This window comes from Paraglaciecola algarum (assembly GCF_021532655.1).
GTDB lineage: Bacteria > Pseudomonadota > Gammaproteobacteria > Enterobacterales > Alteromonadaceae > Paraglaciecola > Paraglaciecola algarum.
The window spans coordinates 56,509-70,596 of sequence record NZ_JAKGAS010000014.1; the positions used below are offsets into that span (position 1 = coordinate 56,509).

General features: G+C 39.0%; 14 protein-coding genes. 8 read left to right on the forward strand and 6 right to left on the reverse strand.

What is annotated here, in order from left to right; translation table 11 throughout:
• The first annotated feature begins 124 nt into the window (after positions 1-124).
• Genes L0668_RS18445 through L0668_RS18455 form a run of 3 tightly spaced genes read left to right on the forward strand, consistent with a single transcriptional unit; the run spans position 125 to position 3,484 of the window.
• A complete protein-coding gene (locus L0668_RS18445) occupies positions 125-739 on the forward strand; it encodes a c-type cytochrome (protein WP_235314202.1) in 615 nt (204 codons plus the stop codon).
• Positions 740-743: 4 nt separating this feature from the next.
• Positions 744-1,931 carry a cytochrome-c peroxidase gene (locus L0668_RS18450; protein ID WP_235314203.1) on the forward strand — a complete coding sequence of 396 codons (1,188 nt, stop codon included), beginning with the start codon at positions 744-746 and terminating at the stop codon, positions 1,929-1,931.
• 35 nt (positions 1,932-1,966) lie between these two features.
• The gene (locus tag L0668_RS18455) at positions 1,967-3,484 is read left to right on the forward strand and encodes a parallel beta-helix domain-containing protein (RefSeq protein ID WP_235314204.1); all 1,518 of its coding nucleotides are present in this window, start codon (positions 1,967-1,969) and stop codon (positions 3,482-3,484) included.
• Positions 3,485-3,557: 73 nt separating this feature from the next.
• Here L0668_RS18455 and lnt read toward each other — a convergent pair whose 3' ends face one another.
• From lnt to miaB, 5 genes are read right to left on the reverse strand one after another with little or no spacing between them, the layout of a single operon-like run.
• On the reverse strand, positions 3,558-5,090 hold the full coding sequence (gene lnt, locus L0668_RS18460) for an apolipoprotein N-acyltransferase (protein ID WP_441295210.1): 1,533 nt from the start codon (positions 5,088-5,090) through the stop codon (positions 3,558-3,560).
• A 39-nt stretch (positions 5,091-5,129) separates the two neighbouring features.
• Positions 5,130-5,999: a CorC family transporter gene (locus tag L0668_RS18465; RefSeq protein ID WP_235314206.1), complete on the reverse strand. Its 870-nt coding sequence runs from the start codon at positions 5,997-5,999 to the stop codon at positions 5,130-5,132.
• 53 nt (positions 6,000-6,052) lie between these two features.
• On the reverse strand, positions 6,053-6,565 hold the full coding sequence (ybeY, locus tag L0668_RS18470) for an rRNA maturation RNase YbeY (protein ID WP_235314207.1): 513 nt from the start codon (positions 6,563-6,565) through the stop codon (positions 6,053-6,055).
• Positions 6,566-6,572: 7 nt separating this feature from the next.
• Positions 6,573-7,634 (reverse strand): PhoH family protein, encoded by a 1,062-nt coding sequence (locus L0668_RS18475; RefSeq protein ID WP_235314208.1) that lies wholly within the window; start codon positions 7,632-7,634, stop codon positions 6,573-6,575.
• Between the two features lie 52 nt (positions 7,635-7,686).
• The gene (miaB, locus tag L0668_RS18480; protein WP_235314209.1) at positions 7,687-9,120 is read right to left on the reverse strand and encodes a tRNA (N6-isopentenyl adenosine(37)-C2)-methylthiotransferase MiaB; all 1,434 of its coding nucleotides are present in this window, start codon (positions 9,118-9,120) and stop codon (positions 7,687-7,689) included.
• A gap of 235 nt (positions 9,121-9,355) precedes the next feature.
• Here miaB and kdsA point away from each other — a divergent pair, with 235 nt between their 5' ends.
• Positions 9,356-10,207, forward strand: coding sequence for a 3-deoxy-8-phosphooctulonate synthase (gene kdsA, locus L0668_RS18485; protein ID WP_235314210.1), 852 nt, complete (start codon positions 9,356-9,358; stop codon positions 10,205-10,207).
• Positions 10,208-10,379: 172 nt separating this feature from the next.
• Here the strand turns inward: kdsA and L0668_RS18490 are convergent, their stop codons facing one another.
• Positions 10,380-10,697, reverse strand: coding sequence for a hypothetical protein (locus tag L0668_RS18490; protein ID WP_235314211.1), 318 nt, complete (start codon positions 10,695-10,697; stop codon positions 10,380-10,382).
• A 219-nt stretch (positions 10,698-10,916) separates the two neighbouring features.
• Between L0668_RS18490 and L0668_RS18495 the strand changes: the two genes are divergently transcribed.
• The 4 genes from L0668_RS18495 to rlmM all read left to right on the forward strand — a co-directional run bounded on the left by L0668_RS18495 (position 10,917) and on the right by rlmM (position 13,974).
• The gene (locus L0668_RS18495) at positions 10,917-11,825 is read left to right on the forward strand and encodes a transcriptional regulator GcvA (protein WP_235314212.1); all 909 of its coding nucleotides are present in this window, start codon (positions 10,917-10,919) and stop codon (positions 11,823-11,825) included.
• Positions 11,806-12,447, forward strand: a complete 642-nt coding sequence (locus L0668_RS18500) for an alpha/beta family hydrolase (protein ID WP_235314213.1) — start codon at positions 11,806-11,808, stop codon at positions 12,445-12,447. The genes L0668_RS18495 and L0668_RS18500 overlap by 20 nt, the downstream gene beginning before the upstream one ends.
• Positions 12,448-12,511: 64 nt before the next feature.
• Positions 12,512-12,901, forward strand: a complete 390-nt coding sequence (locus L0668_RS18505; protein ID WP_235314214.1) for a DUF423 domain-containing protein — start codon at positions 12,512-12,514, stop codon at positions 12,899-12,901.
• A complete protein-coding gene (gene rlmM, locus L0668_RS18510; protein WP_235314215.1) occupies positions 12,901-13,974 on the forward strand; it encodes a 23S rRNA (cytidine(2498)-2'-O)-methyltransferase RlmM in 1,074 nt (357 codons plus the stop codon). Before L0668_RS18505 ends, rlmM begins: the two co-directional genes overlap by 1 nt.
• The last annotated feature ends 114 nt before the right edge of the window (positions 13,975-14,088 follow it).

The window sequence follows — 14,088 nt, forward strand, 5'->3', positions numbered from 1 at the left end:
AGTTCTATAATACGTCAGCTTTTTTTGAATATTAAACAAGTAAAAGATTGGTTAAATTATTATTCTACGGCAAGTTCTAATACGGGTAGAGCTTCATTCGATCAATGAAGTTTAGGAGCGTCTAATGTCGTTTATAGTTAAATGTTTGATTGCTGGTTTATTGGTTGTAAATACCAGTCAACTTTTATATGCAAACGGCAAGCAAGCCTACACAAAATGTATCGCTTGTCATGGTGAAATGGCAGAAGGTAAATCTCAGCTTAACGCACCAGCTCTAGCCGGACAGTTTGACTGGTATTTAACTAGGCAAATAAACAATTTTGCTTCAGGCCAAAGAGGCAGTCATAACCAAGATACCAATGGTAAAACTATGGCTGTATTCGCAAAATCTCTTTCTGATAAAAATCAATTAGATGCACTAAGTAAATATATCAGCCAACTTCCAAGTATTTCCACTAAAGGAACTCTAAGTGGAAATATGATGAATGGTTCAAGGTATTACCAAGCAAAGTGTGGAGCCTGTCATGGCGGTAATGCACAGGGAAATAAAGGATTTAATGCACCTAAATTAGCTGGCCAATCGACTGAATATCTAGCCTTGCAAATGGCCAATTTTAAGCAAGATATTCGTGGATACCATCAAGAAGACAAATTGGGCCGCCAAATGGCGATGATGGCCAAAGTCGTTTCTGAGCAAGAATTAATTGATATCTTGTTTTATATTGCGGAACAAGAGTAGGGATATGCTCAAATTTTTCTCTGTTAGCTTATTGATACAGCTAGTATTGAGTTGCCAAGCTAGTTCGGCAAACAACACTATAAGCATTGAGCTAAGAGATAGCTGCCCCCCAAGCTTTGAGTTAACAGAACAAGGTGTATGTAAATTAGTCAACCTATATCAACAATACGATTCAATACAAAATGTTGGAGTGGGGGGCTTACAAAGCGCATTATCTAAAGGCCGAGACGGGTTTACCCCTAATGAAATTGACTTAGGTCGGTATTTATTTTTTGACCCACTGTTATCTAAAGACGGCTCAGTATCTTGTGCCAGTTGTCATATTCCAGAAAAAGGTTTTAGTGACGACCTGGCTAAAAGTGTTGGTATAGGTGGCCAGCAAACTACTCGCTCCGCCCCATCTTTGTGGAATGTGGGATTTGTTAACAAATTATTTTGGGATGCCAGAGCAAAAAGCTTAGAAGAACAAGCTGTGGGTCCATTGTTTGCTAAGAACGAAATGGGTAATGATGCAGCAAACTTACTAAAAGGTTTACGTGCCAATCAAACCTATGTGTCTTTGTTTAAGCAAACCTTTCCAGAACACACTCAAATCGATTTAGCACAGGTTATTAAAGCCTTAGTGGCGTTTCAAAGTTCGTTGATTTCTCTCAATAGCCGCTACGACCAATATGCTCATGGTTATCATCAAGCTTTAAATGAAAATGAGATTGCAGGTCTAAATATTTTCCGATCTTTTGTTGCTCGCTGTGCTGAGTGTCATCAGCCGCCGTTATTTACTAATAACCAAATTGCAGTTATTGGGGTGGCTGAAAAAAACGGAGATGAATTTGATCCGGGTGCTCAAATTACTTTTAACGCTTCTAAGCTAAGAGGTGGTTTTAAAGTTCCCACCCTTAGAAATATTGCAAAAACTGCACCTTACATGCATGCAGGAAACTTCACAGATTTAAGGGATGCAGTAGAGTTTTATAATAAAGGGCGAGGACATGAAGTGCCAGAAGGAGAGTCTTTGCAGTTACATTGGCATATTTGGGAGCCAAACTTAACTGATAAAGAATTAGACCTAGTTGTTGAGTTTCTAGGAGCCTTAACGGATGAAAGTTTAGTCCCAAGAACACCTAGAGTTGTTCCATCAGGTTTGCCGGTAATTGATGTTAAATATCAACAAAACCAACAAGAGCAGCAATAATAAAAATAGCACTCTTTTTTAAGGAGAGAGACAGTATGAAAGCAGGAAAAACCATAGCGATTGTATTCATCCTAGCAGCCTTTGTAGGTGGTATTTATTTGGGTAAAACCGGCTCAGTGAATACACTTATTACCGACAGTTCAGATGGAGCAAGTTATTCTGGTGGCTACGATAAATCGGCAGATAATCAAAGTTCAACTAAGAAATCTGCGGTGGCAAAACGCACCGAACAAGGCGAAATTATAGTGGTCAATCCAGGTGACTTGATTATGGATGCGGTTAAAAGTGCAAACCCTGGAGATACTATCCAAATCATGCCCGGTATCTATTCTGAAACAGTTTACATTGATAAAGATGATATTCGAATTGTAGGTGTGATCAAGGAAGGCGAACGCGCCACTATGGACGGTAAAGGCAAGTTAAATGATGCCATCTTGTATTCAGGTAACAATGTGGTAGTTGAAAACTTGCTTATCACTAAATACAAAGGTAACGGTATCATGGGACAAGCGGGCAACAATTTTGAGATCCGCAATAACATCATAGTTGATACTGGTGTGTATGGTGTTTTTCCACAATTGGGTAAAAATGGTATTGTTGAACACAATATTATTTCAGGTATCGAAGACGCTGCTATTTACATAGGTATGAGTGACAATATTCATGTTGCCCATAATGAAGTATTTGATTCTGTAGCTGGGATTGAAATCGAAAACAGTCGTCACGCTATAGTTGAAAATAACTATGTACATAATAATACAGGTGGGGTTTTAGCCTTTATTACGCCGGGGTTGCCAATCAAAACCACTTTTGATGTGATTATCCGTAATAACTTTATCACTAATAATAATACCGCTAATTTTGGTGCACCAGGCTCTACTGTCGCGGGTATTCCTGCCGGTACAGGTATATTAATTATGGCTGCCGATGAAGTCATTGTTGAAGATAACATTATTACCAATAATAAAACCGCCGGTATTATTATAACGGATCATGAAAATGCGCCTAATACGACTATCGATCCTGAATCTGATACTAAACCTGATCGCGTCATGATATTAAATAATCTGATGACAAATAATGGTTATGACACTTTAGACGATGTAAAGGCACTCATGCTAACTGAATTTAAACAAGGAAATCCGGATATTATTAGAGTTGGGACGTCCCGTGATAGTTGTATTATTAACCGTCATAGATATGTGACTACAGGTGTGTCTGATTGGGCAGAGTGTAATTTCACTAATACTGATAACATAGTGTCATATATTTTAGATGAGCCGGTTGCGCCTCGTGAAATAAAAGGCAGTGAGAAAGGTAAAATTGCTTATTTGGGTATATGTGCTGGTTGCCACACTTACACAGGCAGAATGATTGGCCCTCCTGTACAAATCATTCAAGCTTTATACATGGATAACCCTGAAGGATTAGCTAAATTTATCGCTAACCCAACTAAGAAGCGTGAAGACTATCCAGAAATGCCTCCACAAAATTATCTTGATGAAGAAACTAGATTAGCGGTAGCGAAATATATGTTGGGTGTGATTCGATAATTCGCCATCCAATAATTTAGGGATGAATAAAAGCCGTGTTTATCACGGCTTTTTAGTTTCTAGGTTTTAGCATTTAACGGGACATTCTAAATTTAACAGCAATAAAAAACAGAGATAAGCTAATCAACCATATTGGCCAGTCACCTAATTTTCTATAGGGTGTTTCTCCACTAACTAATTGAATTTTATCAGTTAATACAGCATCTTCAAATTGTGGTAATTGACTTTGAATGGCACCAGTGTGGTCAATAAAGGCAGTGATGCCATTATTGGTTGAGCGAAGTACAGGTAAACCAAATTCTTTAGCTCGAACTTGGGCAATTTCTAAATGTTGTGCGGGGCCATGTGAGGCGCCAAACCAAGCATCATTGCTGACTGTAATTATAAAGTCAGTGTTAAAATATAAATTACTGGCTATCTGCCGTGGAAAGGCTATTTCAAAACAAATAGCGGGGGCAAAGTTAAATCCGTTTGCTTGAATATTGGCCTGTTGGTAATCACCACGAGTAAAAGACGACATGGGCAAATCGAAGATAGGTGCTAAACCACGAATCCAGCTTTCTAAGGGAATAAACTCGCCAATTGGCAATAAGTGATGTTTAGCAAAACGATTGGCATGTAAATAGCGATAATGACCAACTGTCACGCCATCTATCTGATTAGAAGACGCTGAGTTCTTAACACCTAAACCAATTAAATTGTTGTAAGCTTGTTTAGTTTCAAAATTGTAATTAACGATACCGGTAATTAAGCCTGTGTTGCTGGCTGCAGCAATGGAGTCCAAATCTCTGAGGTAATCCAAGGCTATTGGCTCTAATTGTGGAATGGCCGCTTCAGGCCAAATAATCACATCGTTGTTCAACCAATGGTTGGAAGTCATCTCCAAATATTTGTCCATAGTGGGTTGATCTTGCTCTGGTGTCCATCTGAGTTCTTGACGAATGTTACCTTGTACCATAGCTATTTGAGCAGTATTGCCCGTAGGGGTTGCCCAATTAACTTGATCCAAAACCACACCAGATATAAAAATTATTCCAGTTAAGCTTAGATTTGAAAGCCAATGCTTACGGATAAAGCTTAAGGCTAAACTACTACAAATGATAAGGATTAAAGCATTTAAGCCAAACTCGCCGATTAATGGGAGCCAACCAGCAAGTGGGCTGTTGATTTGACTGTAACCAAGAGACAACCAAGGGAAGCCTGTAAATAACCAACTTCTCAACCATTCAATACTTAACCAAACAAAAGGTAGGGCTAATGGCCAAAGCTTAAGACTGAAATATCGCTTAATTAGATAACTGGCCAAGGCAGGAAACAAGGCTAGGTAAGAGCACAATAATAACATCAAACCAATTGAGGCGATGAGTGGTAAACCACCAAAATCAGCGATACTTACATGTACCCAGCTAATACCCGCACCAAACCAGCCTAAACCAAAAGCAAAACCTATTTTGAAACTTTGCTTGGGCTGGGTTTGGGCTAGTAGGTATAAATATATGGGAAGGCTAACAAATAGCACAAGCCAATAAGAAAAAGGCGCATACCCAAAAGTCATAAGCGCACCAGCCAAAAAAGCCAGTGCGAATTTAAACTTAGTAGCAAACATTGTCATGGTGAGAGTGATGCTCAGATAGGAAATTAACCGTTAACTTAATGTTTCATCTAAGTCAGGAAGTGTAACTTTAAGTTGGACTAAACGTCTTTTGTCAGAGTTAGTCACTTTAAAGTTAATATTGTTTACCTCTACTTCTTCATCTCTTTGTGGCATATGGCCGAAAGCTTTTAACACTATACCGCCAATAGTATCGGCTTCTTCGACATCAAATGAGGTCTCAAAAAACTTGTTAAATTCATCCAATGGAGTGAGGGCTTTTACCGAATAAGTATACTTGTTTAACGGGCGAATACCGTCGTTTTCATCTTCTTCAACATCGTGTTCATCTTCAATTTCACCCACGATCAACTCTAAGATATCTTCAATCGTGACTAAGCCTGATACACCACCATACTCATCTACGACTATGGCCATATGATAACGTTGCTGGCGAAACTCTTTTAATAGCACATCCACGCGTTTGCTCTCAGGCACAATTACAGCGGGGCGTAATATGTTTCTAAGTTCGAACTCTTTGCCAGGGATAAAGGCATATTCAAGCAAGTCTTTTGCTAGCAACACTCCTTCAATATGGTCTTTGTCTTCGTTGATGACCGGGAAACGAGAGTGGGCAGATTCAAGTATAGTGGGTAAAAACTCTTCAACGGTTTGATCAATTTCTATGGTTCTCATTTGTGCTCTAGGGATCATGATATCCCTGACACGCATTTCACTGACTTCCATCACACCTTCCATCATCTCGCGAGTTTCTGGATTAATGACTTCTCGTTCTTGAGCGTCAGTGATGACCTCAACTAATTCTTCTTTACTATTCGGCTCTCCTGTAAAGTTTTGGACTATTTTACCAATCCAGCTCTTATTAGCAGAACCGCTTGTAGACGGGGGATTATCTTCGCTCATGATCTCGTTATTTGGTTAACTATACTTAAGTATATATTGTTGGATTAGCATCATTAATGATCTTGGTAGGGGTCGTCAATGGCTAATTGCTTTAAAATTGTAATTTCTAGTGTTTCCATCTCTTCGGCTTCATCATCTTGAATATGATCAAAACCAAATAAATGTAAGGTTCCATGTACAATCATGTGTGCCCAGTGATCTAAATTTTGTTTATTTTGTTGTTCGGCTTCATTTGCTACAACTTGAGTACATATGACTAAATCACCTAACAAATTTGGAACTTCAATATCATCAGTACTTTCATAAATATCAGAGCCATCTGTATTGTCTGGTAAGAAAAGTTCTGGCATTTCAAAAGGAAAAGACAATACGTTAGTGGGTTTGTCTTTTCCTCTATATTGATGATTTAATTCACAGATTTCGTCCTCATCCACTATACGAACGGTAATTTCTTTTTCATCTGCATTCAGATGGGAAAATACGGTATCTAGCCAAGTTTGGATCTGTTCTTGTGTTGGGATCTGCAGATTGTCAGTGGCAATTTGCAGGTCAAGTAATGCGCTCATATAGCTATCATTGATCGTTGCGATTTTGTTGACTGGATTGTTCTTGGTTTTGCGCTTCTTGTAACGCTTTTTTCTCAAGTCTTTCTTTTTCGCGCTGTTTGTCATGTGCTTCATAAGCCATAACGATCCGCGCAACCACAGGATGGCGCACTACATCGCCAGCACTGAAAAAGTTAAATGAAATTTCTTCAACATCACTTAACACATCAACCGCGTGTCTTAGCCCAGAACGTATGCCTCTAGGTAAATCTACTTGTGTGATGTCTCCAGTAATGACAGCTTGAGAATTAAACCCAATCCTAGTTAAGAACATTTTCATTTGTTCTACTGTGGTATTTTGACTTTCATCCAAAATAATAAAGGCATCATTTAAAGTACGACCACGCATGTAGGCTAATGGCGCTACTTCAATAACATTACGTTCAATTAGTTTTTCGACCTTTTCAAAACCTAACATTTCAAATAGAGCGTCGTATAAAGGACGTAGGTATGGATCGACTTTTTGTGACAAGTCACCAGGTAAAAATCCCAGTTTTTCACCAGCTTCTACCGCAGGACGAGTTAATAAAATACGTCGTACATCTTGGCGCTCTAATGCTTCAACGGCGCATGCTACGGCTAAATAGGTTTTACCAGTTCCTGCTGGGCCCACGCCAAAACTGATATCGTGAGTAAATATATTTTTTACATAGTCAGATTGGTTGGGATTACGAGGTTTGATCACACCCCGCTTAGTTTTTATATGGATTTCTTTGCCATAGTTTTTAGGGGCGGCTTGTTCTAAACCTTTTAATTCTTGAATAGCTAAATGTACTTTTTCAGAGTCAACATCAGCTAACTGACCACGCACAGGCTGGGTTTCTATATATAAATCTTTTAGAAGTTTAGTGGCACTTTTTACCTGTAATTCAGCACCCACTAGCTTAAATTCGTTATTTCGATAGGTAATCTCTATACCAAGTCGACGTTCAATCTGTTTTATATTGTCGTCTAACGGGCCACATAAGCTGGCTAAACGTTTGTGATCAGAAGGTTCGAGTGTTAATTCGTTACTAACTAGGTTACTCAATGATTATTCTCTTAATTATCTTTAGATTTAAGCTTTTAACTTTTAAATTTATTTATACGGCTGGGGTAAATGAACCCACGCCTAGATCGTCGATAGCAGCAGTGCTTTTAGCCATTATAGACTCTGGAGATAAGTCATTACGTAGATCCATCTCCGCTTCTGTTCTAATAACATTGCCCCGCAAAGAGTTAGCAAATACGTCAGTAATTTTGATATCCACAAAACCACCTATCATATCTGGCGTACCTTCAAAATTGACTACACGGTTGTTTTCAGTCCGTCCTGACAACTCCATAGGATTCTTTTTAGACGGGCCTTCAACTAATACTCGTTGTTCGGTATCCACCATGTTGCGGGCGATACGCAAAGCTTGTTGGTTAATACGTTGTTGTAACAAACTTAAACGCTGCTTTTTAGTTTCTTCAGTTACATCGTCAGGCAAGTCTGCAGCTGGTGTGCCTGGACGAGCGCTATAAATAAAACTAAAACTCAAATCAAAATCCATAGCCTGAATTAAATCCATGGTGGCTTCAAAGTCATCGTCTGTTTCACCAGGGAAACCAATAATAAAATCAGAGGACATGCTCAAGTTAGGACGAATTTTACGTAACTTACGAATTTTAGATTTATATTCTATGGCAGTATGGCCGCGTTTCATAAGGTTTAAAATACGATCTGCGCCTGATTGTACCGGTAGGTGTAAATGGTCTACTAATTCAGGGATAGTGGCATAGGCGTCGATAATATCGTCGGTAAACTCTACTGGGTGAGAGGTGGTATACCGGATACGATCAATACCGTTAATCGAAGCAACTAATTCTAATAATTCTGCAAAGGTACACACACTGCCGTCAAAATTAGGGCCACGGAATGCATTAACATTTTGGCCTAACAAGTTAACTTCTCGAACACCTTGTTCAGCTAACTGGGCAATTTCTAACAATACATCATCAACCGGGCGGCTAACTTCTTCACCTCTGGTATAAGGCACCACACAGAAAGTACAATATTTAGAACAGCCTTCCATGATTGACACAAAAGCAGATGGGCCATCGGCTTTGGGTTCAGGTAAACGGTCAAATTTTTCAATTTCTGGAAAGCTCACATCAACCACTGACTTACTGCCACCTTTAATTTGATTGATCATCTCAGGTAAGCGGTGCAAGGTTTGTGGTCCAAAAATCACATCAACAAAAGGAGCTCGTTTGCGTATGGTGTCGCCTTCTTGAGAAGCCACACAACCACCTACACCTATTATCAACTCAGGTTTGTCTTTCTTCAGGTTTTTCCAGCGGCCTAGTTGATGGAATACTTTTTCTTGAGCTTTCTCACGGATAGAGCAGGTATTTAGTAATATGATATCCGCATCTTCTGCTACTTCAGTCGCCTCGTAACCGTGTGTCGAGTCGAGTAGGTCTGCCATCTTCTCCGAGTCATACTCGTTCATTTGGCAACCCCAAGTTTTAATAAATAGCTTTTTTGTCATGCGGATCTTACTAACCTTTGTTTTACATATTCCAATAAGCGCAATAAAAATAATATCATTTCACTACGCTAAAAATCGAACCGCGCATTTTACGTGGTATTTACCTTAATCGCTACTTTTATGCAGCTTATTTATGCATATTTGTTTTCTAACAAATAGCTATATTTGAGTACCTTCTACGTAATGGGCTTGATATGCTTAAAGGAGACAATAATTAAGGCAGAACCCTTTACCTATGCAAAATCTACAAAATCTTTCTATTCAAAGCATTGAAGTTGCCAATGATAAACCCTTTGTTTTATTTGGTGGCATGAATGTTTTAGAGTCTCGTGACTTGGCCATGCGTATTGCTGAACATTACAAAGAAGTCACCACTAAACTTGGCATTCCTTATGTATTTAAGGCGTCTTTTGACAAAGCTAATCGCTCGTCAGTGAATTCTTACCGTGGCCCTGGAATGGAAGAGGGCTTAAAAATATTTCAAGAGATCAAACAGACTTTTGATGTGCCATTGATTACCGATGTACATGAACCTTTTCAAGCGGCACCTGTGGCAGAAGTAGTGGATGTCATTCAACTACCGGCATTTTTAGCACGGCAAACCGATTTAGTTGTGGCAATGGCTAAAACCAATGCCATTATAAACGTGAAAAAACCGCAGTTTTTAGCCGCCCATGAAATGCGTCATATCATCACTAAGTTTGGTGAAGCAGGTAATGATAAAGTGATTCTTTGTGAAAGAGGCTCTTGTTACGGCTATAACAACTTAGTGGTAGATATGTTAGCTATGGATGAAATGAAAGCCTATGCGCCTGTGATATTCGACGCTACTCATGCTTTACAAAAACCAGGCGGTCGAACAGATTCTGCCGATGGTAGACGTGCTCAAGCGGCACAATTAGCCAGAAGTGGCATGGCATTAGGCATAGCTGGATTATTTATTGAAGCTCACCCGAATCCAAACGAAGCAAAATGTGATGGACCATGTGCTTTAGCTCTGGACAAATTAGAACCATATTTGCAACAAATGAAAGCTCTGGATGATTTAGTTAAAGGGTTTGATGATTTAGATACAAGTGCCAAATAAGCTGGAGTTGTAATTAAAGTAATTAAGAATGGGATAAGTGTTTAAGGATAAACACTGGTAAGTTCTGCTGTGTGACCTAGCCACGCCATTGTTGGGGGCAGGTTGCACACAGCGCTAAACTTACTAAAGAGTTGTTAACACACAGAAATTAAAAATTACGAATTTTATTAAATTAGTCTTTAATAACGACTTTAAATTTGAATTTCGGTAATGTTTTATCTAGATCTTGTACCATTTCATTTGCTTTTAGTTCTACTCGGTCTGCATTAAGTTGTTTAGCAATAGTTTTCTTAATAGCTGGCTTTTCAACGTCACCCATGACTGTTTTAATCACATCGTTGATTTCAGCTATTAGGTCAAAATCGAATTTGTTTTCAACTTGAGTCTTAGTTGAACTGGGTTTTTCAATTTTAGCATTGGCTGTTTGAGTGAATAGAGCAGTGGCTAAGACCAATGCACTTAAAACTGTTTTTGTAAATAATGTTTTCATTTTGTTAACCTTAAGTTTAGTAATGTTAAGTTTGTATTTTAGTTCGTATTTGTTTATCTGTGTTTAGTGGTTAGATATTGTTTTAAAACAAATATTTCTTTCCACTGAATGAATTGTATACAAGTGTTTTTCCATATTAAAATGACTTTTTTTATTGTTGTTCATTAGAAAAACTAATGCTTTAATGTGTGTTCTATGTGCTGTTTGACTGAGTAACCCATGAATCGTCGACTACCTCCACTAAATTCTCTAAAAGCCTTTGAAGTTGCTGCAAGGCACTTAAGTTTTACCCGCGCTGCAGATGAGTTATTTGTGACTCAAGCGGCTGTGAGTCATCAAATAAAAGCATTAGAAGAATTTTTATCCATGAAACTTTTTGTGCGTAAAAAAAGATCTCTATATTTGACTGAGGAAGGGCAAAGTTACTATTTAGACTTAAAGGATATTTTTAAAGCACTAAACGATGCCACTGAAAAACTCTTGGTTAAAGGCGAAAAAGGTGCCATCACAGTCGCCCTGCAAACTAGTTTTGCTATTCAATGGTTAGTGCCTAGAATCAATGGTTTTAGCCAAATGAATCCAGATATTGACGTTAGGATTAAAGCTGTCAACGATAATGAAGGCTTTTTAACTGACGATGTTGATGTTGCCATTTATTACGGTCGTGGCAAATGGCCCGGTATAGTGGCTGACAAGTTACACACCGAATATCTTACTCCCGTTTGCGCACCTTCTTTGTTTCAAGGCGATAAACCTTTACAAGCGTTAGACGATTTAGGCCAGCATACGCTGCTACACGATTCTTCAAGGGAATCATGGCAAGAATGGTTAAGGCATTTTAATGTATTAGGGGTAAACGTAAACCATGGGCCTATTTTCAGTCATTCTATGATGGTTCAACAAGCCGCTTCATTGGGGCAGGGTATTGCATTGGGACATAGTGTTTTGGCTCGCTCTGAAATAGAAGCAGGGCGGTTAATTTGTCCATTTGAAGAAAAGTTAGTCACCAAAGAAGCCTACTATTTAGTTTGTGAACAATCTCAAGCCGATTTAGGCAAAATAACAGCGTTCCGTGAATGGTTATTACAACAGGTAAAATTAGAACAAGATGATCAAGACTTTAGTTGATCAAGCGGTTTCAGATAAAGATGAAAAACCTTTAGCCAATTTTGTGTTTGCTCATGGCGCAGGTGCCGGCCAAAACAGCGAGTTTATGCAAGATATAGCACTGCAACTAAGCCAACAAAACATCAATGTCATTCGATTTAATTTTGCTTATATACAATTGGCAATAGACACAGGTAAACGACGGCCACCTGAAAGGGCCGATAAACTGCTAATTCAATACAAACAAGTGATTGACCAAGTTAATTCTGAAATCCCCCTTTTTATTGGTGGTAAATCAATGGGGGGAAGAATGGCCAGTATGCTGGTGCAGGACTCTCCTGCTAAAGGCTGTATTTGCATGGGATATCCTTTTCACCCACCAGGTAAACCAGAAAAACTGCGTACTGCTCATTTAGGAGAGATGCAAAAACCACTTTTAATTATACAAGGGGAGAGAGACACCTTTGGAACCAAACACGAAATACCAAACTATCCGCTATCGTCAAAGGTTCAACTAGCCTATTTAACCGATGGAGATCACAGTTTTAAGCCTCGTAAAAAGTCAGGTAAAACGTTAGAGCAAAATATGCAACAAGCCGTCTTTCATATAACCGACTTTATAAAATCTCAGGTCGGTAGATAGTTGAGTATTTGATACAATACATTAATCGACGTTAGAAATATCTTTACAAGAACCTATATTCATTATGAAAATCATCTTATCTATTAGCGCTTTTAGCGGCATGCTGGCTGTTATATTAGGGGCGTTCGCAGCACATGGATTAAAAAGTAAATTGCCTGAGGCGTTGTTAAATGCCTTTCAAACAGGTGTGCAATATCAAATGTTTCACAGTTTAGCTTTAATCTTAATTGTGATTATGTACCGCCAAATGCCACAAGGATTATTAGTTTGGAGTGCTGGCTTTATGTTGGCGGGCATTTTATTTTTTAGCGGCAGTTTGTATATGTTGGCGTTAACCCAAGTGAAATGGTTTGGGCCAATTACCCCTCTAGGTGGCGTGTGTTTTATTGTTGGGTGGGCCTTGTTAGCAGCATCTGCAATAAAAGGCACTAATATAATCGAAGGGGCCAGCTAATGGCTGGTTTAATACTTTATTGCCGTGCTGGTTTCGAAAGTGACGTAGCTAATGAAGTACAAGAAAAAGCCAGCCAAATAGAAGTGTATGGCTATCCTCAAACCCAAAATAATACGGGCTACGTTCTTTTTAATTGTTATCAGCCAGAACAAGCTGAAATGCTGGCTAAAAAACTAAAATTTGCAAGCTTAGTGTTTGCTAGACAAATGTTTGCTTGCCAACACGTCATTGAAGACATGGATCCTGAAGATAGAGTAGGGCCAATCATTCAAGCCTGTGTTGACTTTCCTTTGTGTGGTGATTTACGAGTAGAGTACGCCGATACCACTGACGGCAGAGAGTTGTCTAAGTTCTGCCGAAAAATCAGTGTGCCGTTAAGGCAAAGTTTACGTAGAAAGAATAAATTAACCAATAAAGAAAACTCAACTAAACCCGTACTTCATGTGTTTTTCACTAGCAACAACAAAGCCTATGTTGGATATTCATTCAGCAATAATAACTCACCACTAGCACTTGGGATCATGCGTTTAAAGTTTCCTCATGCGGCGCCTAGTCGCTCTACTTTAAAACTAGACGAAGCCTTTCAAACTTTTATTCCAAAAGAAGAGCAGGATGTAAGATTGCAAGGCGGATTATATGCGGTGGATTTAGGTGCATGCCCAGGTGGATGGACTTATCAATTAGTTAACCGGGGCATGTTTGTGCAGGCGGTAGACAATGGGGCAATGGATCAAGCCTTAATGGAAACAGGGCAGGTGACCTACTGCCCTGAAGATGGCTTTAAGTTTAAACCTAAAAAGAATAATGTTTATTGGTTAGTCTGCGACATGATCGAACAACCCCAAAGGGTGGCTAAACTTATGGCGACTTGGGTAGCAGAGGGACGCTGCAAAGAAGCCATGTTCAACCTTAAACTGCCCATGAAAAAACGTTATGAGTCAGTACAAGGTGCACTAGAGATAATTGAACAAGTTATGCAGGCTAATCAAGCTGGCAGATATTTACTCCAAGCTAAACACCTGTATCACAACCGAGAAGAAGTCACTGTGCATTTAAGGTTGATATCTAAATAGGTAGCGGATTATAGACCTTGTTTTAATAAGCACAGTGTGTTCACTAAGACTTGGAACTCTATTGGTGAAGTGGATCTACACAAAGCTGCTAATCCAAACTCTTCAGTAAAACTT

Bases quoted from the DNA above. Each gene is read 5' to 3' on its own strand.
- L0668_RS18445 (WP_235314202.1), top strand. From the start codon at position 125: ATGTCGTTTATAGTTAAATGTTTGATTGCTGGTTTATTGGTTGTAAAT.
- L0668_RS18450 (WP_235314203.1), top strand. From the start codon at position 744: ATGCTCAAATTTTTCTCTGTTAGCTTATTGATACAGCTAGTATTGAGT.
- L0668_RS18455 (WP_235314204.1), top strand. From the start codon at position 1,967: ATGAAAGCAGGAAAAACCATAGCGATTGTATTCATCCTAGCAGCCTTT.
- lnt (WP_441295210.1), bottom strand. From the start codon at position 5,090: ATGTTTGCTACTAAGTTTAAATTCGCACTGGCTTTTTTGGCTGGTGCG.
- L0668_RS18465 (WP_235314206.1), bottom strand. From the start codon at position 5,999: ATGAGCGAAGATAATCCCCCGTCTACAAGCGGTTCTGCTAATAAGAGC.
- ybeY (WP_235314207.1), bottom strand. From the start codon at position 6,565: ATGAGCGCATTACTTGACCTGCAAATTGCCACTGACAATCTGCAGATC.
- miaB (WP_235314209.1), bottom strand. From the start codon at position 9,120: ATGACAAAAAAGCTATTTATTAAAACTTGGGGTTGCCAAATGAACGAG.
- kdsA (WP_235314210.1), top strand. From the start codon at position 9,356: ATGCAAAATCTACAAAATCTTTCTATTCAAAGCATTGAAGTTGCCAAT.
- L0668_RS18490 (WP_235314211.1), bottom strand. From the start codon at position 10,697: ATGAAAACATTATTTACAAAAACAGTTTTAAGTGCATTGGTCTTAGCC.
- L0668_RS18495 (WP_235314212.1), top strand. From the start codon at position 10,917: ATGAATCGTCGACTACCTCCACTAAATTCTCTAAAAGCCTTTGAAGTT.
- L0668_RS18500 (WP_235314213.1), top strand. From the start codon at position 11,806: ATGATCAAGACTTTAGTTGATCAAGCGGTTTCAGATAAAGATGAAAAA.
- L0668_RS18505 (WP_235314214.1), top strand. From the start codon at position 12,512: ATGAAAATCATCTTATCTATTAGCGCTTTTAGCGGCATGCTGGCTGTT.
- rlmM (WP_235314215.1), top strand. From the start codon at position 12,901: ATGGCTGGTTTAATACTTTATTGCCGTGCTGGTTTCGAAAGTGACGTA.